The sequence below is a fragment of the Streptomyces sp. NPDC090798 genome, assembly GCF_044768965.1.
In the GTDB taxonomy this organism is placed as follows: Bacteria; Actinomycetota; Actinomycetes; order Streptomycetales; family Streptomycetaceae; genus Streptomyces.
Genome location: NZ_JBIVXA010000007.1, coordinates 36,973 through 58,089, shown reverse-complemented (window position 1 = coordinate 58,089; position 21,117 = coordinate 36,973). Strand labels below are relative to the sequence as shown.

The following is a 21,117-nucleotide window of genomic DNA, read 5'->3' as shown; positions in this document are numbered from 1 at the left end:
GCAAAGGAATGTGGTCAGCCATGTCCAGACGACCCGTCGCCGTCGCCGCGTCTCTGCTCACCGTTCTCACCCTCGGCGCGGTCAGCGCCTGTTCCGGCAACTCGTCCGCCTCGGGCGGCGGTTCGGGCTCCACGCCGACCGTCAAGCTCATGGCCGGCGGCCTCGACAAGCAGATCTACCTGCCCTACCAGCTCGCCCAGCAGCTCGGCTTCTACAAGAAGTACGGCGTCAACGTCGAGCTGAGCACCGAGCAGGACGGCGGTGTCGGCGCGGAGGAAGCCATGGCCTCGGGGCAGGTGGACATGGCCGGCGCCTGGTACAACCACACGATCGAGTTCCAGGCGAAGGGCAAGGCGGTCGAGGACGTCGTCCAGCTCTCCGGCGCCCCGGGCGAGCGTGAGATGTGCACCAAGAAGTCGGGCGTCACCTCGGGTGCCGACCTGAAGGGCAAGACCGTCGGCGTCACCGACCTGGGTTCGGGCACCGACACCCTCACCCAGTTCCTGGCCGCCAAGAAGGGTGTCAAGACCAGCCAGTACCACCGGATCGGGGTCGGCGCGGGATCCACGGCCATCGCCGCACTGCAGAACGGCAAGGTCGACTGCGTCATGACAACGCAGCCGACGGTCGCCGCCATCCAGAAGAAGGGCGTCGGTACCTCCGCGATCGACCTGGCCACCACGAACGGCGCCACGGCGGCGATGGGCGGTGCCTACCCCGCGGCCGGTGTGATCGCCCGCACCGACTGGGTGAACTCGCACAAGGACGCGACGCAGAAGGTCGTCGACGCGCTCGTCGCCACCATGCACTGGATCAACACACACAGCGCGGCCGACATCGCGAACAAGCTGCCGGCGTCGTTCGTGTCGAACCAGTTGGTGACCAAGGCCGACTACATATCCGCCCTGACCGAGGACAAGGGTCAGTTCCTCCCGGACGGCCTCATGCCGGCCGGCGGTCCGAAGACCTCTCTGGCGACGGAGCAGTTGGTCGGCAACGTGAAGGGGTCGGTGGACCTCGGCAAGACGTTCACCAACGACTTCGCCATCCAGGCCAACAAGACCGAGGGCTTCAAGACGACCACGACCCCGGCGGGGCCGAACGGCTGAGCCTTCGCCGCTCACGGGGCCGTCCAGGTGCCTGCCACCTGGACGGCCCCGGGCCGTGGGCACGAGCCCTCGCGCGGATCCCTTCTGCGCCACGGCAAGGAGAGGAACGGCGTCACCGCGGGCAGCGCCACGTCGGTCGCCATCGGCGCCGGCTCCACCGGCCGGGTAACGGCCCACGCCGCCGTCACGTCGCCGGTCGCGCCGGGAGTGTCGAGGTGAACGGGGTGACGGGGCGCTCCCGGCGTTCCCCGTCCACGGTGATGTCGACCGCTTCGTTGTAGAAGGCGAGGAGGCCTTTGACGGCGCCCACCGCGGGCAGTGGCTCCGGGTAGCTCCAGACGAGGTTCGCGGGGGCGTCGCCGCCGGCGTGCCACGACCAGTACTCGGCGGTGCCCTTGTAGGGGCACCCCGTGCTGAGGTCGCTGGGGACGAACAGGTCGAGGCGGACGTCCTCACGCGGGATGTAGTACCGCGTCGGCAGGCCGGTCTCGAAGAGCAGCACCGGACGACGGGTGTCCGCGACGACCGTACCGTCGATCTCGACCCGGACGTGACGGCTGCTCGGGAGGGCGTCCACCCGCTTGTGCGGATCGCGGGGGTGGATGAAGATCTCCTCGTCCTCCTCGTACCAGTGGTCGAGTCCCCGGCCGCTGCGACGGAACCACTCGAAGGCGATGTGACCGGCCAGGTCTTCGGCGGGGAACGTCCAGGCCGCGTTCTCCAGCAGTTCGCCGTCGACTTCGAGGTCGTAGAAGACCCGCGATCCGCCGTGGGTGCCGGTGCGCGGGTTCTTCGCCGGGCGGAGCAGGTCCTCGCGGACCTCCGCACGCGGGAACGCGTACAGCGGAACGGGCACTTCGGGCTCCCATACGAGGACGGGGTGCCGGCTGTCGACGACCGTGACCTCGCCCTTGCGCCCGCGCACCCAGCGCTCGCTGCGCTCCCACAGCAGGCCTTCCGGAGTTGTGAGGTTCATGGACCCTCACTACCCAAGGATCCGGCGCTTCTGCTCCTCGAATTCGGCCTCGGTCAGGACACCTTGGGCCTTGAGTTCCCCGAGTTGCTTCAGCTGATCGATCCTGCTGTTCATGTCGTCGGCCGACGGTGCGGGCGGCGGCGGGGGCGCCGCGGCGGGCACGGGCTGCGGCGCGGCCTCCTGATACTCCTGCTGAGCCCAGCGACCCTGCTGACGGCGTGACACACGGTTCGACACGGCGGTCGCGGTACCGGCCACCACGGCAGTGCGGGCGACCCCGCGAAGGAGACCTGGCACGGCGGTTTCCTTTCTGGAAAAGCGGCCTGCGAAATAAACACGCTCCCCCTGACCGACGGGCAATTCTCGGCGCATCGGACACCTCCATTGGAGCACCGCACGGATTCCCCCGCACATCAGCATCGGCGCCGCCCTCCGGGAATTCCGCCGTTCTGCCGGTCGGTGACTCTCATGGCAAGCTGAAATGTGGACCACCGACCGGTCACAGGTCAGTGGTGAGGTCTACGTGGGAGGAGCTCGATATGACCACGACTGGAATGCACCAGCGAGGCGAGACCGGGAGCGGCGGACCGTGGGCAGCCAGCTGGACCGCCTTCGCCGCGGTCATGATGATCTTCGGCGGAGTGATGGCGATATTCGAGGGAATCTCCGCCATCGCCGAGGACGACGTCTTCGTCGTCACCCGTAACTACGCCTACAACTTCAATCTGACGAGCTGGGGCTGGATCCACCTCTCCCTCGGCGTCCTGGTCGTCCTCGCCGGCGCCGCCCTGTTCACCGGAGCGATGTGGGCACGCGTGGTCGGAATCGCCCTGGCAGGCCTGTCGATGATCGCCAACTTCATGTGGCTGCCGTACTACCCCGTCTGGGCCATCGTGCTGATCGCCGTGGACGCCTTCGTCATCTGGGCGCTGTGCGTCGGAATCAGCCGGCAGCCCCGCACCGAGTAGCCGCGCGCGCCGTCCCGGGCGACCCCGCGGGTCGGCATTGGGCCGTTCAGCCCGGGTCGGCCCCCCAACGGCTGACAGCGGACGTGCCGACGAGCCGTCCCGACCCACCGGTGTTTTCGTTGTGGTGCGGATTCCTCCGAAAAGCGGATTCCTCCGATGATCCGCGTCGGCACCCACAGGGAGACACGAGTGGAAACCAGCGGCAGTGACGGTCGCCAGCCCCTTGCCTTCCCACTCCTCAAGGGCCAGAAGGCGCTGGTGACGGGCGCGAATTCCGGCATCGGCAAGGCCACGGCCATCGGCCTCGGCCGAGTGGGCGCCGATGTGGTGGTGAACTACGTGTCCGGGCGGGACGCCGCGGAAGAGGTCGTACGCGAGATCGAGGGCTTCGGGGTGCGCGCCTACGCGCACGAGGCGGACGTGTCGCAGGAGGACCAGGTCGTCGACATGGTGTCCCGCATGGTCGAGGAGTTCGGGACCATCGACGTCATGGTGGCGAACGCCGGGCTCCAGCGCGACGCCCCCGTCACCGAGATGACCATGGCCCAGTGGCAGAAGGTGCTGGACGTCAATCTGACCGGACAGTTCCTGTGCGCCCGCGAAGCGACCAAGGAGTTCCTGCGGCGGGGCGTCGTCCCCGAGGTCTCCCGTTCGGCCGGGAAGATCATCTGTATGAGTTCGGTCCACCAGATCATCCCCTGGGCGGGCCATGTGAACTACGCGGCGTCCAAGGGCGGGGTGCAGATGCTCATGGCGACCCTCGCACAGGAACTCGCGCCCCGGGGGATCCGGGTGAACGCCGTCGCTCCGGGCGCGATTCGCACGCCCATCAACCGCGACGCCTGGGACACCCCCGAGGCCGAGGCCGACCTCCTCCGGCTCATCCCCTACCGCCGCGTGGGCGACCCGGAGGACATCGCGAACGCGGTGGCCGCGCTCGCGTCCGACCTCTTCGACTACGTCGTGGGCACCACGATCTACGTCGACGGCGGCATGACGCTGTTCCCCGGTTTCGCCACCGGCGGCTGAAGCCCAGAACCCTGAGCGACCCCCTCAGCCATCCCGTACGAACAGCGAGGTCATGTGAACAGCGCGATCGGCCAGCTTCTCACGGACGGCCCACCACAACTCCTCCCGGCCCGAGAGCTGATGGCCTTCACCCTGGCCTCCCACATCCTGCTCGTACCGTTCGGCGTGGCCCTGCCCGCCATCACGCTCCTGATGCACTACCGCGGGCTGCGCAGGGGCGACGCCATCGCCCTGTTGCTCGCACGGCGCTGGTCGGCGGTCATGGCGGTCCAGTTCGCGATCGGCATCGTGACAGGCACCGTGCTGTCCTTGGAGTTCGGTCTGCTGTGGCCGGGCATGATGGGCCGGTGGGGCGATGTCTTCGGCTTCGGCTTCGGGATCGAGGCCTGGGCGTTCTTCCTCGAGGCGATCTTCATCGCCATCTATCTGTACGGCTGGCGCCGGCTCAAGCCGTGGACGCACTTCTGGCTCGGCCTGCCCCTGCCGCTGGCCGCCCTGCTGGGGGCCTTCGGCGTCGTGGCCGCGAACTCCTGGATGAACACCCCGCGCGGCTTCACGCTCGACGCGTCCGGCAGGCCGGTGAACGTCAATGTGCGGCAGGCGGTCTTCACACCGATGTTCGGCCCCGAGTACTGGCACTTCGTGGTCGGCGTGGTCCTGACCGCCGGATATGTCGTCGCCGGGGTGTACGCGGTCGGCCTGCTGCGGGGCCGGCGGGACCGCTACCACCGGCTCGGCTTCACCGTGCCGTTCACCGTCGCCGCGATCCTCACCCCCGTGCAGTTCGTGCTCGGGGACTCCATCGCCCGCTCCGTCTTCCACCAGCAGCCCGTGAAGTTCGCGGCCACCGAGCTCGTGTGGAAGACCGACACCCACGTACCGGAGTACATCTTCGGGCGTCTGCATGCCGACGGGTCGGTCTCCGGCGGGATCAAGATCCCCCAACTGGACTCGGTCCTCGCCGGATTCAGACCGTCCACGAAGGTGACCGGACTGACGTCGGTCCCCGCGAGCGACCGCCCGACGGTGGTTCAGGCCACGATCGTCCACTGGGCGTTCGACATCATGGTGACCATCGGAAGCCTGCTGGTGCTGCTCGCGCTCTGGTACGGCTGGTGCTGGCTGCGGCGTCGTGAACTGCCCCGGTCGCCCTGGTTCCTCCGGTCCGCCGCCCTTGCCGGCGCCGCCTGTCTGCTGACCGTGGAGTGCGGCTGGATCACGACCGAGGTGGGCCGGCAGCCCTGGATCGTCTACCAGAACATGCGGGTCTCGGAGGCGGTCACGGGCACCCGCGCCGCGTCCCTGTGGACGATGTTCGGCATCGTCGTGGTGGTCTACGTCCTCGTCCTCGGCTCCTTCCTGACCGTCCTTGTGAAGATGAGCCACCGCTGGCGGCTGGCCGACGAGGGCGCGCCCTCGGGTGTCGCCGCCGAGGATCTGGAGGGCGGCACTCCTTACGGGCCCCGCCCGTTGTCGACCACCGCGGGCGAGGACGGGGGAGACGGATGATCGAGAACATCGTCGCCTGGGTGCTGCTGGCCGCGGTGGCCGCCTACGCGTGTGCCGGTGGCACGGACTACGGTGCCGGATTCTGGGACCTCGTCGCGGGCGGCGCCGAACGCGGCAAGCGCCCCAGGTGGCTCATCGACCACGCCATGGAACCGGTGTGGGAGACCAACAACGTCTGGCTCGTCTTCGTCCTGGTCGTCATGTGGACCGGGTTCCCGGTGCTGTTCCAGACGGTCTTCTCCGCCATGTGGCTCCCGCTGGCACTCGCGGCTGTGGGACTCGTCCTGCGCGGCGCAGGCTTCGCCCTGCGCAAGCCCACGCGGCGCCTCGCCAAGCGCAGGGTCTACGGCGCCGCCTTCGCCATCTCCTCGCTGCTGACCCCCTTCTTCCTCGGCGCGGCGGTCGGGGGGATCGCCACGGGCCGGGTGGCTCCCGGCACGTCGGCGTCCGCCGACGCCTGGTCCAACGGGACCTCCGTGATCGCCGGGCTGCTCAGCGTCGCCGCGACCGCCTTCCTCGGGGCGGTGTTCCTGACCGCCGACGCCCGCCGCTTCGACACCCCCGACCTCGTCGGCTACTTCCGGCTGCGGGCCTGGTGCACTCTCGTCGTCCTCGCCGTACTGGCGATCGTCGGGCTCGCCGTGACCCACGACGACGCGCCCTACGTCCATGACGGGCTGACCGGCGGAATCGGTCTCGTCCTCGTGCTCATCGCCGTCGTCTGCGCGTTGGCCACCGCCTGGCTGCTGTACCGCGTCGCGACGGGATGGGCGAGGGTCACCGCGGTCGGCAGCGTGGCCCTCGTCGTCGTGGCCTGGGGACTGGCCCAGCGGCCCTATCTCATCCCCACCTCGCTGACCGTGTCCCAGGCGGCCGGCGCGTCGACGACGCTGCGCTGGCTGATGCTGGTCACGGTCGTCGCGGTGGTGCTCGTCGGGCCGCCGCTCGTCCTGCTCTACCGGCTGGACACCCACGGGGCCCTCCAGCCCCTCACCGAGGCGGACCTGCGGCAGACGGCACCAGGCCGGGAACCCGAGAACCCTTGACCGGGGCCGGGGGCGTTGCCGGAGGCGGCGCAAGGGACGGGGAGGGGGACCGGGAAGGGGAAGGGCACCGGGAAGGGGACGGGGAAAGGCCCCCGATCATTGTGGTCCTGGGCGTTTCGGGATCCGGGAAGACCACCTTCGGCCAGGCGGTAGCCGAGGAGCTCGGCCTGGCGTTCGTCGAGGGCGACGACTTCCATCCCGCTGCGAACATCGCGAAGATGACCGCGGGCCACGCCCTGGACGACGCCGACCGCGCGCCCTGGCTGCGTGCCCTCTCCGACCGCATCCGTCGCTCCACCGATGCCCGTGAGGGACTGGTCGTCGCCAGTTCGGCCCTCAAGCGCGCCTATCGCGACGAGTTCCGGGAGGCCGGGGGGCCGGCGCTGCGGTACCTGTACCTCGCCCTGGACCGGGCGACGGCCCGGGACCGTGTGTCCCGGCGCACCGGCCACTTCATGCCCGCCGGGCTGGTCGACTCGCAGTTCGAGACGCTGGAGCCGCTGGAGCGGGACGAGCCGGGTCTGACCCTGGATGCCACGGCCGCCCTTCCGGCGAACCTCGCCCGGGTGCGGGCCGCAGTCGAGCGCTGCGCCCAGCGCCCGGGCCGCTGACGGATCAGACACGAACTCGCGGGGGGCGTGTGCTACTCCGTCGCGTCCAGCGCGGCCAGCACAGCCGGCACCGGGATGCGCCCGGAGGCGACCACCTGCGCACCGCCGCGGCGCAGGGCGGTGGCGAAGGGAGCGGCCCACAGGTTCTCGTAGACCAGGATTCCGGCGGAGTTGCCGGGCTCCAGGGCACTGCCCGCCTCCTGGATGTCGTCCTCGCCCAGCAGCCCGGAGGAGGCGCCCTCGAAGACGGCGAGGTCGAGGGCTCCGTCACCGGTGAGGTCGGCGATTTCCAGGCCGACCACCGATCCGTCCTCGTCCTTTCTGACAAACATCAGATCGAGGATCCGGATGAGGCCGCGGTCCACCAGGTCGACCAGCAGAGGAAAGCCTTCACCGGTCATACGGTTGCCGGGAAACTCGACGACTATGTAATCGATTGGGCCCATTTCGGCGAATTCATCACTCACGACAGAATCGCTCACGGCTTCACCCCTGGGTGGTCATGGAATTCGCCCTGTCCCCGCATGCCCGCGCATCCAGGGGCCCCGAATTCCATTGCAGCATCGGACAGAAGGCGCCGCACCTCGGTGCGGTGTTCACCCTCCGGGCCGGTTCCGGGTCGCGGGATCGGATCCGTACGCCTCTGCTGTAACCATGACGAGCAGCCCGCCTCCACCGGACCCGGACGAGAAGCCCCCAGAACCGTCCGGCGAGCAGCGGCTCTCGGCGCGGGAGCGCAACGAACTGGACGAGCTGCGGCACCGGGTGAGCGCTCTGGAGAGCGGCGGGCCGCCAGGGGGCGCGCCGCACCACTGGCTCCGCTCGACGGGTTCGGTCCTGCTGATTCTCCTCGCCTCACTGCTGTCGCTGCTGGCCGTCGTCGCGGTCTGGGCGAACAGCATCATCCGGGACACGGACCGCTATGTCGCCACCGTGGGGCCGTTGGCGAGCGATCCGGATGTGCAGAAGGCGGTCACCAACCGGGTCACCACCGCGGTCCTGGCGCAGATCGACGTGGACGCGCTCGTCAAGGATCTGGAGCAGGCGGCGTCGGAGAAGGGCGCCCCGCCGCGGGTGGCCCAGCTGCTCGGCGATCTCGGCGGCCCGATCAACAGCGGTCTGAAGAGTCTGGTCGGGGACACCGTGCAGCGGGTGGTCTCCAGCAAGGCCTTCGACACCGTCTGGGTGGACGCGAACCGCCGGGCCCACAGCGCGCTGGACAAGGCCCTCACGGGTAACGCCACCGGTGCGGTGTCCGCCAAGAACGGTCAGGTCACCATCGACGTGGCGCCGATCGTGGCCCAGGTCAAGGACCGGCTGGTCAGCGCCGGTTTCAAACCGGCCGCCCGGATCCCGGCCGTCCACACGGACTTCGTGGTGTTCGCGTCGAAGGACGTCGGCAGGATCAAGACGTATCTGCGGGTGCTGGACATCATCGGCGGCTGGCTCCCCGTCATCGCCGTGCTGATCGCCGCCGTGGGCGTGTATCTGGCCGCCAACCGCCGCCGGGCCCTGATCGGGGCCGCACTCGGGGTGTTCGCCGCCATGCTCGTGCTCGGCATCCTCCTCGCCCTCGCACGGGCGGTGTACCTCGACCATCTGCCCGTCGGGACGTCCGAGGACGCCGCCGCCACGGTGTTCGACTCCCTGGTCAGGTTCCTGCGCGCCGGTGTCCGCGCGGTCGGCGCGCTCGCGCTCGTGACGGCCGCCGGCGCCTTCCTCGTCGGGCCGTCCCGGATCGCCGTCCTCGTCCGTACGGGCTGTCGCAGGGGCATCGGCGCCCTGCGCGACGTCGCCCTGTCGGCGGGGCTCCCGCTGGGTCCGGTCGGCCGGTTCGTGCACCGCTTCAAGCGGTGGATCGGCGCCGCGATCCTGGCGGTCGCCGCGATCGTGCTGTTCACCTGGAGCTACCCGACCACGTGGGTCGTGGTGTGGACCGTGGTGATCGTGCTGGTCGCCTTCGCGATTCGCGAGTTCCTGGACACCGGCGCCCCCTCGACCTCGGCCGCTTCGACGCCGCCTCCTGCGGCGCCGTCCGCCCCTACGCCGTCCGTCTGACCTCGCGCCGGTGCCGGCGTTCGCCCACCCGCCGCCAGATCGCCCGCTGGCACTTGAGCGTGCCGGTCCCGACCACGATCAGTACGACGACGTTGAGCAGGAGCTGGAGCAGCGACCCCCAGGCCTCGTGCCAGCTGGCGAACGCGCACGAGACCCCGATGTCGGCCCCGGCCGGAATGGTGGTCACCGAGATGAAGACGCCGAGGAGTGCGCTGGTCCGGGCCTCGGCCAGCGAGACGATGCCGACGACACCGGCCAGCACCGCCACCACGGCCGAGAAGAAGTTGGGGGTGTTGATCAGATTCGAGACGGGCCTGACACCCAGTTCGAAGGCCCTCGGCTGGAGTCCGAAGCCCCGGACGAGCAGCGAGAAGAGGAAGGTCGCGGCAACGGCCGCCACGAAGCCCACGAGCAGGGCCATCAGGCCCTGCCGGATTCTCGGCCGGGAGCCGTGGTCGATCGCGAGGGCGACGCTGGTGATGGCCCCGTACTCGGGTCCGACCACCATGGCCGCGACGATGAGGATCTGGGAGTTGGTGATGATGCCCACCGCGCCGATGAGCCCGGCGATGACCAGGAAGAGGTAGAAGCTCGGGGGGTATCTGCCCTCGGCCCGGATCCGCGCCTCCACCTGCGCCCACACCGGTGCGCGCGGCACGGCCCCGAGCTGCTCGGCCCCGGTCCTCGCGGCGTGTTCCGAGAACACCGTGTCCACTGGATCGAGGACGATGGAGCCCTGGCGCTCCAGACCGAGGTCCCGCAGGCCGCGCAACACCTCGTTCGCTGCCCCGGTCAGGACGTCGCACTCGATGGCGTCACCGTCGGGGTTTTGTACGCTGCCCGTCTGGAGGACCAGGTTCAAGGCGCACGGCTCGTCGCCCAGCAGGGCCATGGTGCGTCGCGTGAGATCCGGCGGGCACACCGCGCGGACATGAATCATGTCCATCCGGACCTCCGCGTTTCGGTGCGGTGCGCAGGCTCGTGAGGTGGACAGGTCGCCCCTTCATTAACGCGGTGGTGCCTGCCCCCGGCAACTCGGCGTGCCGGAATCCGGCTTCTGTCGGAGGCTGGTGACATGCCGATGCCCGACGAGCTGAGCGAGGCCGAGTTCCGGTCGCTCTACCGCCAACTGCGCGGCACGGCCCCCGGCGGCGGCACGCGCCGGGGCGCCCTGGACACGATCACCGCGGAACAGGTGCTGGCGGCCGTCCGCGAGGTGCGGTCGGGACGTACGGTGTCGCTCGCCGCCCCCGTGGAGACCCGTGTCGAACTCGACGACGCCGATCCGGCCGAGCACCGGCTCACCGCTCCGGCCGGCGGCGAACCGGTCCCGGAGGGCCTGGACTTCGCGCGGGACCGCTTCGCCATGAACGTTCACGGCGATGTGGACAGTCACCTCGACGCACTGTGCCATGTCATCTACGACGGCACGCTGCACTGCGGCATACCGGCGGCGGACGCGCTGTCGCCGGAGGGCGCGAGCGTCCTGTCCGTCGAGCTGGCCCGTGACGGCATCGTCGGACGCGGGGTCCTCCTCGACATACCCCGGGTGCACGGCCTCTCCTGGCTCGAACCCGGATCGAATGTGACCGCCGAGGACCTGACCGCCGCCGAGACCCGGCAGGGGCTGCGGGTCGGCCGCGGCGACATCCTGCTCGTACGGGTCGGACATCGCCGGCGCCGCGAGGAGCTGGGCCCCTGGGACGTGGCCGCCGCCCGTGCCGGACTCCATCCGACCGCGATGGAGTTCGTGGCCGACCGGGAGGTGGCGGTACTCGGCAGTGACGGCAACAACGACACGGCCCCGAGCGCGGTGCGAGGGGTCGCGTTCCCGGTGCATGTGCTCGCCGTCCACGCCATGGGACTGCATCTGCTCGACTATCTGCGGTTCGAGGACCTCGCGCCGATCTGCGCGCGGGAAGGCCGCTGGTCGTTCCTGTGCGTGATCGCCCCGCTCCGGCTGCCCGCGGCCACCGGCTCGCCCGTCAATCCGCTGGCGATCCTGTGACGGCGGTCGCCTCCGGGCCCGTGACGGCGGTCGACCCCGGCGGCCCCGTGATGGCCGGTCAGGCCGAGGCGGTCAGCTGGTAGATGCTCTTGCCCACCAGCCACAGCCCCAACAGCAGGCACACCGTCACGATCGCCTGGTCCTGATGGCTCTCCAGCCACGTGCGCAGCCGCCCGAGCCGTACGCGGGCCGAGTCGGGGGCGAAGGTCGCGTAGATCTCCATGGCCAGCAGGCTGGAGCTGGCCAGCAGGCAGTAGCCCATCAACGCCGCGTACGAGGTGGGGTGGGAGAGGTCCGCCTCCACGACGGTGGCGGCACCGGCGGCCACCAGCCCCCAGGGCTGGAGGAACAGCGCCAGCCCGGCCGCCGTCCACGGGGACATCCGGTCGAGCCGGGACATCATCCCGGGGGACTTGTGCCGCCTGCCCCTCCGGCGGCGGGTGCGCTCCCCGTACCAGACGAGGCCGACGCCGATGGCCAGTTTGGCGGCCAGGGCGGCCGTTGAGGGCGATGACTTGGGCGGCGGCGGTTTCCCGCCGGTCATGAGCAGCACCACGGCGATGATCGCGACGAAACTGGCCAGCCACGTGAGGACGAAGGCCAGCCCGTTCCAGATCCCGCCCCGCGCGGACAGCACCAGCACGAACGCGGTGACCGAGAACGGGTTCACGGCGATCGCGAGACCGATGAGGACCAGGTCAAGGACCATCGCTGCCCCCGCACGGCCGCGCGAGGCTCGGGAAGGCGCCGGATGCGCGCATGGCCCCATCGTCACCGCTCCCGCCCACACCCACAATTCAGCGCTGCCGTCCGGAACTCCTCGGGCGGCCGCTCCCCCGTACGGCGCAACGGCGCTCGCGCCGCAGGCGGGCGGGCGCCCGGGACGGCACCCTGGTGGCGTGCTCACGCCTCGGGGCGTGGAACCCAGTCCCGACCCGGGGAGCGGAATGCGCGCAGGCAGAGGATCCGGCTCGCCCGCCGACGGCAGGACGTGCCGCCTGCGCGGGCGGACGGCGGAGCTGGGGGCGCGGCTGCGGCGGCTGCGCGGCACCGCCGAGGAGCGCTTCCCGGTGATCATCCGCCTCACCTCGCACCTGATCGCGGTGAACCTGCTGGATTCCGCGACCCGACTGGCGGCCCAGGTCTTCCTGACCGCCGTCCCACTGCTCTTCGTGGTCGCCTCCTTCGCCCCGCAGGCGGTGCGCAACGAGTTCCTCTCCTCCTTTCACGACGTCTTCGGTATCAACGGCTCCTCCGAACAGGAGCTGAAGAAGGTCTTCGACGCCGATCCCTCGAACCTGCAGCAGAGCGCCGGGGTGGTCAGTTCGCTGATGGTGCTGCTCTCCGCCACCGCGTGCAGCCGGGCGATGCAGCGCCTGTGCCAACGCGCCTGGCGGCTGCCGAGCGCGAGCCCACGGATCGCCGCCTGGAGATGGCTTGTGTGGATCGCGGCCTGGCTCGTCATCCTCGCCCTGCAGGGACCGCTGCGCACCGGATTCGGCGCGGGGGCGTGGCTGGGTCTGCCGCTCCTGCTGGTCGCCGAGGTGGGCGTCTGGTGGTGGACCCAGCACCTGCTGCTGGCCGCGCGGATCCCCTGGCTGCCCCTGTTGCCCGGTGCGCTCCTGACCGGGGTGGCGATGACCGCGCTGACGGTGGTCGCCAAGCTGTACGTGCCCGGCGCGCTCAACCGCAGCCTGGACCGCTACGGGTCGCTGGGCGCGGTCTTCACGGTGTTGTCGTGGCTGATCGGGCTCTGTGTCGTCATCGCCGCCGGGATCACCGCCGGCGCGGTCATCGCGCGGGAACCCGCCGTGTCCCGGCGCCTCGGTTCACCCGAATAGTCCAACTCGCCGGAATTATTCCCCGGAGATACCTTGAGGGTCGGGGCAGATGCCGACGGCGGGCAGTGGGGACGGTGGCCTGCATGACCGACGCACAGCACTACGACGTCATCGTCGTCGGCACCGGTGCGGGCGGTGGCACGATCGCCCACCGGCTGGCGCCCACGGGGAAGCGCATCCTCCTTCTCGAACGCGGGGACTATCTTCCTCGTGAACGCGACAACTGGGATTCCACCGCCGTCTTCGTCAAAGGGAAATACCGCGCGCCGGAATTCTGGTTCGACAAACACGGAAACCAGTTCCCGCCCGAGGTCAATTACTACGTGGGCGGCAACACCAAGTTCTACGGCGCCGCGCTCTTTCGTCTGCGCCCCGAGGACTTCGGCGAGCTCCGCCACCACGACGGCATCTCCCCCGCCTGGCCACTGAGCTACGAGGAACTCGAGCCGTACTACACCCAGGCCGAGCATCTCTACCTCGTCCACGGCCGCCACGGCGAGGATCGGACCGAGGGTCCCACCAGCGCCCAGTACGCGTATCCGCCGGTCCAGCACGAGCCGCGCATCCAGCAGCTCAGCCACGACCTGGAGAAGCAGGGGCTGCACCCCTTCCACCTCCCGATCGGGGTGAACCTCACCCAGGACGACCGGGGCCGGGCCACCCACACCAGCGCCTGCATCCGCTGCGACCGTGTCGACGGCTTCCCCTGCCTGGTCGGCGCGAAGTCCGACGCACAGGTCATCTGTGTCGACCCCGCCCTGGAACACGACAACGTCGAGATGATCACCCACGCGGACGTACGGCGCCTGGAGACGGACGCGACCGGCCGCAGCGTCACCTCGGTCGTCACGACGGTCGGGGGCGGGGGCGGCGAAGGCTCGACCGTGGAGTTCAGCGCGGACATCGTGGTCGTCGCCTGCGGCGCCGTCAACTCCGCCGTCCTGCTGCTGCGTTCGGCGAACGACCGGCATCCGCTGGGGCTGGCCAACAGCTCGGACGTCGTGGGCCGGCACTACATGCGGCACAACAACCTCGCCCTGATGGCCGTGTCCAAGGAACCTAACGACACCAGGTTCCAGAAGACCCTGGCCCTGCACGACTGGTACCTGGGATCCGACGACTGGGAGTATCCCCTCGGCGGCATCCAACTGCTCGGCAAGTCCGACTCAGAACAGATCCGCGGCGAGGCGCCCCGCTGGGCCGGGGCCGTCTCTCCCGACACGCCCTTCGAGGTACTGGCCCACCACGCGGTGGACTTCTGGCTGTGCGGAGAGGACCTGCCCACCCCCGACAACCGCGTCACGCTGGACCGGGACGGCGGCATCCACCTGGCCCTCGACGAGAAGAACAACATCGCCGGACTGAACCACCTGCGGCACAGACTGCAGGGCATGCTCGGCCACTTGGACATGCACGAACACCATCTCCTGTCGCGGAGCATCTACCTGCACAAGGGCATGCCCATCGGCGCCACGGCGCATCAGGCGGGCACCGTCCGCTTCGGCCACGACCCCGCCGACTCCGCCCTCGACGTCGACTGCAAGGCCCACGACCTCGACAACCTGTACGTCGTCGACACGAGCTTCTTCCCGAGCATCGGAGCGGTCAATCCGTCGCTGACGGCCATCGCCAACGCCCTGCGTGTCGGTGATCGCATCGCGGACCGACTCCGATGACCGCGCACCACCCGGCCGACGGCGTCGTCCGGCACCGCACGCCCCGTGAGCGTGCCGAGGCAGGCAAGGCCGCCCGAGCCGCCGTACCCCGCTCCAGCCACGCCGAGTTCGCTCCCGCTCAGAAGCGGCCCGACCCCGTGGACGTCATCGAGGCGCAGTCCGCGACCCGGGTGCCCGAGCTCGTACCGATCCGCTACGGGAGGATGACCGAGTCACCGTTCCGCTTCTATCGGGGTGCCGCCGCCATCATGGCCGGGGACCTCGCCGACACTCCGCGCAGCGGGATCAGAACGCAGGTGTGCGGCGACGCGCACCTGCTGAACTTCCGGCTGCTCGCCTCGCCCGAGCGCCGCATGATGTTCGACATCAACGACTTCGACGAGACGCTGCCGGGCCCGTGGGAGTGGGACGTCAAGCGGCTGTCCACGAGTTTCGTCATCGCCGGCCGGGCGAACGGGTTCAGCGCCAAGGAGCGGGCCGGTGTCGTACGGTCGACGGTGCGGTCGTACCGCGAGTGGCAGCGGCGCTTCGCCAAGCTGGGCAATCTCCCCGTGTGGTACGCCCGGTTCGACGAGGACTGGGTGCGCAACCACGTCATCCAGGAGGTGAGCGCGCGGGCCCGCGAGCGCTGGTCGCGGTCGGTGGCGAAGGCACGCACTCGCGACAGCCTCCAGGCCTTCGACAAGCTCACCCACGTCGTCGACGGGAGGGTCCGCATCGCCCCGGATCCCCCGCTGGTCACCCCGCTCCAGGACCTGCTTCCGGACGTCGAACGCGACGCGATGGAGGAGCAGATCCGCCGGATGATCGAACGGTACGGTCAGAGCCTCCAGTCGGACCGGCGGTCCCTGCTGGAGCAGTACCGGCTGGTCGACATGGCCCGCAAGGTGGTCGGGGTCGGCAGCGTGGGCACGCGCTGCTGGATCATTCTGCTGCTCGGCCGCGACGGCCAGGATCCGCTGCTCCTGCAGGCCAAGGAGGCCGACGAGTCGGTGCTCGCGCCGTTCACCGGGGCGAGCGCCTGCCGGACGCAGGGGGAGCGCGTGGTCTGCGGTCAGCGGCTCATGCAGGCCACCAGCGACATCTTCCTCGGCTGGGCTCGGGCTGACGGCATCGACGGCGGCCGACGGGACTTCTACGTACGGCAGTTGCGGGACTGGAAGGGCATCGCCGAGCCCGAGTCGATGGTGCCGGACGGGATGCGGGCCTTCGGTGAACTGTGCGGTGCCGCGCTGGCCCGCGCCCACGCGAGGTCGGGGGACCGGATCGCCATCGCCGCCTACCTGGGCGGGGGTGACGTCTTCGACCGGGCGCTGGTGACGTTCGCCGAGCGCTATGCCGATCAGAACGAGCAGGACCACCGGGCACTCGTCGACGCCGTCCGTTCCGGGCGGGTCAAGGCTGAAACCGCCTGACACGTCTGACAAGGAGAGCAGCATGGATCGCTATCCGCCCATCGCCGACCACGGGCTCGTCGGAGACCTGCAGACCACGGCTCTGGTCTCGTCCCAGGGAGTCATCGACTGGTTCGCGGCACCGCGCTTCGACTCGCCGAGCATCTTCGCCGCGCTGCTCGACCACGACGGCGGCGGATATTTCCTCCTCGCGCCCGACCACCCCGAAGGCACCTGGAGGCAGCTCTACTACCCGGACACCGCGGTCGTGGTGACCCGTTTCATGTCACCCGACGGAGTCGGCGAGATCGTCGACCACATGCCGGTGCAGCCGGGCCCGACGGCGACCGACCGGCACAGCCTGGTGCGGGTCATCCGCTCGGTGCGCGGCACCGTACGCTTCACCCTCGAATGCCGGCCGCGGTTCGACTACGCGCGGGCCGCCCACACACTCGATCTGACGCACGACAAGCCGATGCAGGAGACGGCGACGTTCCGGGCCCCCGGGACGACCGCCTACCTCCAGGCCACCCTCCCGCTCGAACGGGACGGTCAGGACGTCCGGGGCGCCATCACCCTCAACGCAGGACAGACGGCGGCCGTGGTGTTCACCGTCTGCGCGCCGGACGGGGAGGCGCCACCGCCCCCCACCACCGAGGGGATCACCGAAGAGCTCTGGGAGAACGTGGACTTCTGGCAGAAGTGGGTGCGCACCTCGCGCTACCGCGGCCGCTGGACGGAGATGGTGCACCGCTCCGCGATCACCCTCAAACTCCTCACCTACGCCCCCACGGGCGCCCCGGTCGCCGCCGCCACCATGGGACTGCCCGAGCAGGTCGGCGGCGAGCGCAACTGGGACTACCGGTACACCTGGGTGCGGGACGGTTCCCTCTCGGTGCGGGCCCTGCTCGACCTCGGCTTCGTGGAGGAGGCGACCCGCTTCACCCGCTGGCTGGGCGACCGTCTGGGCGCCCGCGAGGGCCCCGCCGACGAACCCCTCCAGATCATGTACCGGGTCGACGGCGACCCCCATCTGACGGAGGAGATCCTGGAGCACTTCGAGGGATATCGCGGCTCCTACCCGGTCCGGGCCGGCAACGCCGCCTCCGACCAACTGCAGCTCGACATCTACGGCGAGGCCCTCTACGCCTTGGCCGAGGGCCGCGAGGTCGGCGCGCAGACGGGCTACCACGGCTGGAAGGGGCTCGCCGCCACCCTCGACTGGCTCGCCGACTCCTGGGACCGGCCCGACGAGGGCATCTGGGAGACCCGGGGCGGGCGCAAGGACTTCACCTACAGCCGGGTGATGTGCTGGGCCGCGTTCGACCGCGGGCTGAAGCTGGCACGCGAGTTCAGCAGGCCGGCGGACACCGTGCGCTGGACCCAGGCCCGGGACGCGATCCTCGAACAGGTCATGGAGCGCGGCTGGAACGAGAAGGAGCAGGCCCTCGTCCAGTACTACGGCGGCGACGTCCTGGACGCCTCCCTGCTCCTCGTCCCCCGGGTCGGGTTCCTGGCCCCGCGGAGCCCCGGCTGGCTCAACACCCTCGACGCCATGGACCGCGTCCTCGTCTCCGACAGCCTGGTCTACCGCTACGACCCCGGGGCGTCGCCCGACGGACTGCGCGGCTCCGAGGGGACGTTCAGTCTGTGCACCTTCCTGTACGTCGACGCCCTCGCCCGCGCGGGGCGCCTCTCCCAGGCCCGCTATGCCTTCGAGAAGATGCAGACGTACGCGAACCATGTCGGCCTGTTCGCCGAGGAGATCGGTCCCAGCGGGGAGCAGCTCGGCAACTTCCCGCAGGCCTTCACCCATCTCTCGCTGATCATGGCCGCGACGACGCTGGACGAGGCGCTCGACGCGCTCCGTCGCTGAACGCCGGGATTCCCGGCACCTGCCGGCGGCGAGCAGCACCACGCGGCACCACCCGGAAACCCTCCGGGTGGACGCGCTCACCGATGCCACCGATGCCGCGTGGCCACCCGGACCGTCGGTGGAGAAGCCGGCTCAGCGGGCGCGGGGGGCCGCCGCGCCGGAGTCCGGCCGGCCCGAAGTGCGCAGCGTGCCCACCGTCTTCAGCAGCCGGTCGGCCGGATCCCGCAGCCTGGGATGGGCCAGAACCGTGTTGCGCAGGCCCCTTACCGGCCTGCGCCAGAGCCGGTGCGCCGCGGCCATCGGGTGGGGGCGGGTCGCGAACCCTTCGCCCACGCGCAGCTCCCGGGTCTTGAGCCAGTCCTTCCACTCCTTGTCGCCACGGCCCAGGTCCATGAGCCGCACGCCCTCCCGCCCGGCGGCCTCGGCCATCCGGAGGTGCATGATCAACCCGGGCGAGTAGTAGCGGAGTTCGGGGTCGTACGCGGTGAACCAGGCCGCGAACAACGTGCGCGAGGTAGGTCCGAAGTGTGCGGCCACCGGCCGGTCACCGGCGTACACCACGGACAGCACACCGTTGAAGTGCTCCTCACGGACCCGGAAGAGATGGTCCACCAGGTCCACGATCCAGGGCCGCGCGAACCGGTCCATCCGTCCCGTCCTGCGGTACTGGGCGGACTTCCAGCGCATGAGGGTGCGCAGCACCCGCGGGTCGCGCTCGTCGTAGACGAACCGCAGTTCGCCCAGGTCGCGTCCCAGGCGGCGTTCCTTCTTCAGCGTCGTCTTGGCCAGTCCCGGGTAGGCGCCGCGCAGCCACTCGGCGTAGGTGCCCTCGCCGACCTTCAGGTCTATCGCCGGTGAGGCGAACGTCCCGGTGACATGTCTGCCGAAGGGTCTCTGCTCCTCGACGAGGTGGTCGAACTCGAAGACTGACAGCCCGCAGGCCCGCAGCAGTTCCTGCGTGTCCCAGGTGACCCCGGGGCGGTGCACCAGGGCCTGACAGTCGGAGAGACCGAGACCGATGGCCCGGCCGACGCCCAGGGAGTTTCGCTCGTACGGGAAGAAGCCGACGGGCTCCCCTCTCTCGTGGAGGACGGCCACGTGCGCCCCGCCTCGGTACCTGTCGATCCCCGCCGCGAACTCCGGGGCCAGGAACGGGTTGGCGTAGTCGGGCGACTCGTCCATCACCCGGTGCCAGGCCAGGAGGAGCGAACTGCTCAGCTCCTCCGGTCTGTGGATCGTGATCTCCACCTCAGATCAACCGCCCTTCCGCGGGCTCCGCGAGGGACATACCGTTCGCAGCGCGGACCCCTAAGGCGTGAGGATCGTTGTTCATCGATCGCACGGCCGACCGCCCCCCATTCCCCCATGACGCGTCTCGAACTGTTCCGCGAGGCTCAAACGTCGCGAATCAGTACGCAAGCTGTCAAGGGTGTCTGTCGTAACGGAAGATGGGAATTGGTCTGTCCGGTCCCCACCAGGCCGTCCGGCGCTCGGGTCCGCACAGCGGATCGGAGGCCGATTCACTCGTCGTTCACCCAGCGCATGAGGTGCCGCAGGGGGTGGAGGCCGTGGCGGGAGAGGCCCGGTGGCACACCGCCGGCCCGGGAGCGTATCCCTTGCCCCGCTCCCGCCCGCCACCTACGCTGACTTTGTGCCGCTAATAAACAAAGCCCGTTCGCACAGTGCCGTGCGGGGCCCCGACGACCTCGCCCATCTGCGCAGGGCCATCACCGCGTTCTTCGCCCTCGACGGCTTCGTCTTCGCGGGCTGGGTCGTCCGCATCCCGGCCATCAAGGAGCAGACCGGCGCCTCGGTGAGCGCCCTGGGACTCGCGCTGCTCGGCGTCTCCGCCGGAGCGGTGATCACGATGACGCTCACCGGCCGGCTGTGCCGCCGCTTCGGGAGCCATCCGGTGACCGTTGTCTGCGGCATCCTGCTGGCGCTGAGCGTGGCCCTGCCCCCGCTGACGCACTCGGCGGTCGCGCTGGGGCTGGTCCTGCTGGTGTTCGGAGCGGCGTACGGCGGTATCAACGTCGCCATGAACAGCGCCGCCGTCGACCTGGTGGCCGCGCTGCGGCGGCCGATCATGCCGAGCTTCCACGCGGCGTTCAGCCTGGGCGGCATGATCGGCGCGGGGCTCGGCGCACTGGTGGCGGGTTCCTTATCCCCCACCCGGCACCTGCTCGCGCTCACCGTGATCGGCCTGCTGGTGACCGCCCTCGCCGGACGCACCCTGCTGGGCCACGAGCCTCCGACACCCCCGGGGCGCGGACAGTCGCACGAGGAGCGCGCCCCGCGTCGCCTCGACGCGCGCACCCGCGGGCTGGTGTTCGTCTTCGGCCTGATCGCCCTGTGCACCGCGTACGGCGAGGGTGCCCTGGCCGACTGGGGAGCCCTCCACCTGGAACAGGACCTGCGGGCCCACCCGGGTGTCGCGGCCGCCGGCTACTCCTGCTTCGCGCTCGCCATGACCATCGGCCGGGCCGGCGGTACGACGCTGCTGGAACGGCTGGGCCGCACACGGACGCTGGTGGGGGGCGGCGCCACGGCCGCCACCGGCATGCTGCTCGGCGCGCTCGCCCCCTCCGTGTGGGCGGCCCTGCTCGGCTTCGCGATCACAGGGCTCGGACTCGCCAACATCTTCCCCGTCGCCGTCGAACGCGCGGGTTCCCTCGCCGGCCCCGGCGGTGTCGCCATCGCCTCGACACTTGGTTACGGCGGCATGCTTCTGGGACCGCCCGCGATCGGGTTCATGGCCGACTGGTTCTCGCTTCCCATCGCCCTCACCAGCGTGACGGTACTGGCGGCGCTGGCCGCGCTCATCGGGTTCGGGACGCGCCGGGTGGCCGTCAGCTGACGCCGCGTCGCCCCTGGGCCCTGTCGGACGTCCCCGCGGACCAGGCGGCCGTGCTCCACCTCACAGCGGGCGACGGGGCCGGGCGGGAACAACCCGGGGGGATCGGCCGTTGATCCATACGTGGCTGCGGAGGGGACAGTGTCCCCGGGTCTCACCTAC

19 protein-coding genes are annotated in these 21,117 nt (G+C 70.3%); 13 read left to right on the top strand and 6 right to left on the bottom strand.

The annotated features are described in order from the left end of the window. The first annotated feature begins 20 nt into the window (after nucleotides 1-20). Complete coding sequence (locus tag ACIQTP_RS17020; RefSeq protein WP_403400594.1) at nucleotides 21-1,109, top strand: ABC transporter substrate-binding protein; 1,089 nt, start codon at nucleotides 21-23, stop codon at nucleotides 1,107-1,109. A 184-nt stretch (nucleotides 1,110-1,293) separates the two neighbouring features. On the opposite strand, the gene ACIQTP_RS17015 is transcribed toward ACIQTP_RS17020, so the two are convergent. Then, nucleotides 1,294-2,085 (bottom strand): DUF427 domain-containing protein, encoded by a 792-nt coding sequence (locus ACIQTP_RS17015; protein ID WP_403400593.1) that lies wholly within the window; start codon nucleotides 2,083-2,085, stop codon nucleotides 1,294-1,296. A 9-nt stretch (nucleotides 2,086-2,094) separates the two neighbouring features. After that, complete coding sequence (locus ACIQTP_RS17010; RefSeq protein ID WP_403401037.1) at nucleotides 2,095-2,382, bottom strand: SHOCT domain-containing protein; 288 nt, start codon at nucleotides 2,380-2,382, stop codon at nucleotides 2,095-2,097. 242 nt (nucleotides 2,383-2,624) lie between these two features. Here ACIQTP_RS17010 and ACIQTP_RS17005 point away from each other — a divergent pair, with 242 nt between their 5' ends. The 5 genes from ACIQTP_RS17005 to ACIQTP_RS16985 all read left to right on the top strand — a co-directional run bounded on the left by ACIQTP_RS17005 (nucleotide 2,625) and on the right by ACIQTP_RS16985 (nucleotide 7,248). Next, nucleotides 2,625-3,053 (top strand): hypothetical protein, encoded by a 429-nt coding sequence (locus tag ACIQTP_RS17005; protein ID WP_403400591.1) that lies wholly within the window; start codon nucleotides 2,625-2,627, stop codon nucleotides 3,051-3,053. A 189-nt stretch (nucleotides 3,054-3,242) separates the two neighbouring features. Continuing rightward, complete coding sequence (locus ACIQTP_RS17000) at nucleotides 3,243-4,082, top strand: SDR family oxidoreductase (protein WP_403400589.1); 840 nt, start codon at nucleotides 3,243-3,245, stop codon at nucleotides 4,080-4,082. A 120-nt stretch (nucleotides 4,083-4,202) separates the two neighbouring features. After that, nucleotides 4,203-5,591: a cytochrome ubiquinol oxidase subunit I gene (locus ACIQTP_RS16995; RefSeq protein ID WP_403401035.1), complete on the top strand. Its 1,389-nt coding sequence runs from the start codon at nucleotides 4,203-4,205 to the stop codon at nucleotides 5,589-5,591. Beyond that, the gene (locus ACIQTP_RS16990; protein WP_403400587.1) at nucleotides 5,588-6,637 is read left to right on the top strand and encodes a cytochrome d ubiquinol oxidase subunit II; all 1,050 of its coding nucleotides are present in this window, start codon (nucleotides 5,588-5,590) and stop codon (nucleotides 6,635-6,637) included. Before ACIQTP_RS16995 ends, ACIQTP_RS16990 begins: the two co-directional genes overlap by 4 nt. Nucleotides 6,638-6,738: 101 nt before the next feature. Further along, nucleotides 6,739-7,248 (top strand): gluconokinase, encoded by a 510-nt coding sequence (locus ACIQTP_RS16985; RefSeq protein WP_403400585.1) that lies wholly within the window; start codon nucleotides 6,739-6,741, stop codon nucleotides 7,246-7,248. A 32-nt stretch (nucleotides 7,249-7,280) separates the two neighbouring features. Here ACIQTP_RS16985 and ACIQTP_RS16980 read toward each other — a convergent pair whose 3' ends face one another. After that, a complete protein-coding gene (locus ACIQTP_RS16980) occupies nucleotides 7,281-7,694 on the bottom strand; it encodes a DUF6325 family protein (protein ID WP_403400583.1) in 414 nt (137 codons plus the stop codon). Nucleotides 7,695-7,902: 208 nt separating this feature from the next. Between ACIQTP_RS16980 and ACIQTP_RS16975 the strand changes: the two genes are divergently transcribed. After that, a complete protein-coding gene (locus ACIQTP_RS16975; protein WP_403400581.1) occupies nucleotides 7,903-9,306 on the top strand; it encodes a hypothetical protein in 1,404 nt (467 codons plus the stop codon). Here the strand turns inward: ACIQTP_RS16975 and ACIQTP_RS16970 are convergent. Further along, on the bottom strand, nucleotides 9,290-10,252 hold the full coding sequence (locus tag ACIQTP_RS16970) for a DUF389 domain-containing protein (RefSeq protein WP_403400579.1): 963 nt from the start codon (nucleotides 10,250-10,252) through the stop codon (nucleotides 9,290-9,292). The genes ACIQTP_RS16975 and ACIQTP_RS16970 overlap by 17 nt on opposite strands. Nucleotides 10,253-10,381: 129 nt before the next feature. On the opposite strand from ACIQTP_RS16970, the gene ACIQTP_RS16965 reads away from it, so the two are divergent. Beyond that, entirely contained in the window at nucleotides 10,382-11,314 is a 933-nt protein-coding gene (locus ACIQTP_RS16965; RefSeq protein ID WP_403400578.1) for a cyclase family protein, read from the top strand. 58 nt (nucleotides 11,315-11,372) lie between these two features. Here the strand turns inward: ACIQTP_RS16965 and ACIQTP_RS16960 are convergent, their stop codons facing one another. After that, nucleotides 11,373-12,023 (bottom strand): GAP family protein, encoded by a 651-nt coding sequence (locus tag ACIQTP_RS16960; protein ID WP_403400576.1) that lies wholly within the window; start codon nucleotides 12,021-12,023, stop codon nucleotides 11,373-11,375. Between the two features lie 238 nt (nucleotides 12,024-12,261). Between ACIQTP_RS16960 and ACIQTP_RS16955 the strand changes: the two genes are divergently transcribed. From ACIQTP_RS16955 to ACIQTP_RS16940, 4 genes are all read left to right on the top strand, one after another. Beyond that, nucleotides 12,262-13,155: a hypothetical protein gene (locus ACIQTP_RS16955; RefSeq protein WP_403400574.1), complete on the top strand. Its 894-nt coding sequence runs from the start codon at nucleotides 12,262-12,264 to the stop codon at nucleotides 13,153-13,155. A gap of 83 nt (nucleotides 13,156-13,238) precedes the next feature. Then, the gene (locus ACIQTP_RS16950; RefSeq protein ID WP_403400572.1) at nucleotides 13,239-14,831 is read left to right on the top strand and encodes a GMC oxidoreductase; all 1,593 of its coding nucleotides are present in this window, start codon (nucleotides 13,239-13,241) and stop codon (nucleotides 14,829-14,831) included. Further along, the gene (locus ACIQTP_RS16945; protein WP_403400570.1) at nucleotides 14,828-16,246 is read left to right on the top strand and encodes a DUF2252 domain-containing protein; all 1,419 of its coding nucleotides are present in this window, start codon (nucleotides 14,828-14,830) and stop codon (nucleotides 16,244-16,246) included. The genes ACIQTP_RS16950 and ACIQTP_RS16945 overlap by 4 nt, the downstream gene beginning before the upstream one ends. A gap of 22 nt (nucleotides 16,247-16,268) precedes the next feature. Continuing rightward, complete coding sequence (locus ACIQTP_RS16940) at nucleotides 16,269-18,101, top strand: glycoside hydrolase family 15 protein (protein ID WP_403400568.1); 1,833 nt, start codon at nucleotides 16,269-16,271, stop codon at nucleotides 18,099-18,101. Between the two features lie 132 nt (nucleotides 18,102-18,233). Here the strand turns inward: ACIQTP_RS16940 and ACIQTP_RS16935 are convergent, their stop codons facing one another. Then, the gene (locus ACIQTP_RS16935) at nucleotides 18,234-19,349 is read right to left on the bottom strand and encodes a GNAT family N-acetyltransferase (protein ID WP_403400566.1); all 1,116 of its coding nucleotides are present in this window, start codon (nucleotides 19,347-19,349) and stop codon (nucleotides 18,234-18,236) included. A gap of 403 nt (nucleotides 19,350-19,752) precedes the next feature. Here ACIQTP_RS16935 and ACIQTP_RS16930 point away from each other — a divergent pair, with 403 nt between their 5' ends. Beyond that, complete coding sequence (locus ACIQTP_RS16930; RefSeq protein ID WP_403400564.1) at nucleotides 19,753-20,958, top strand: MFS transporter; 1,206 nt, start codon at nucleotides 19,753-19,755, stop codon at nucleotides 20,956-20,958. The last annotated feature ends 159 nt before the right edge of the window (nucleotides 20,959-21,117 follow it).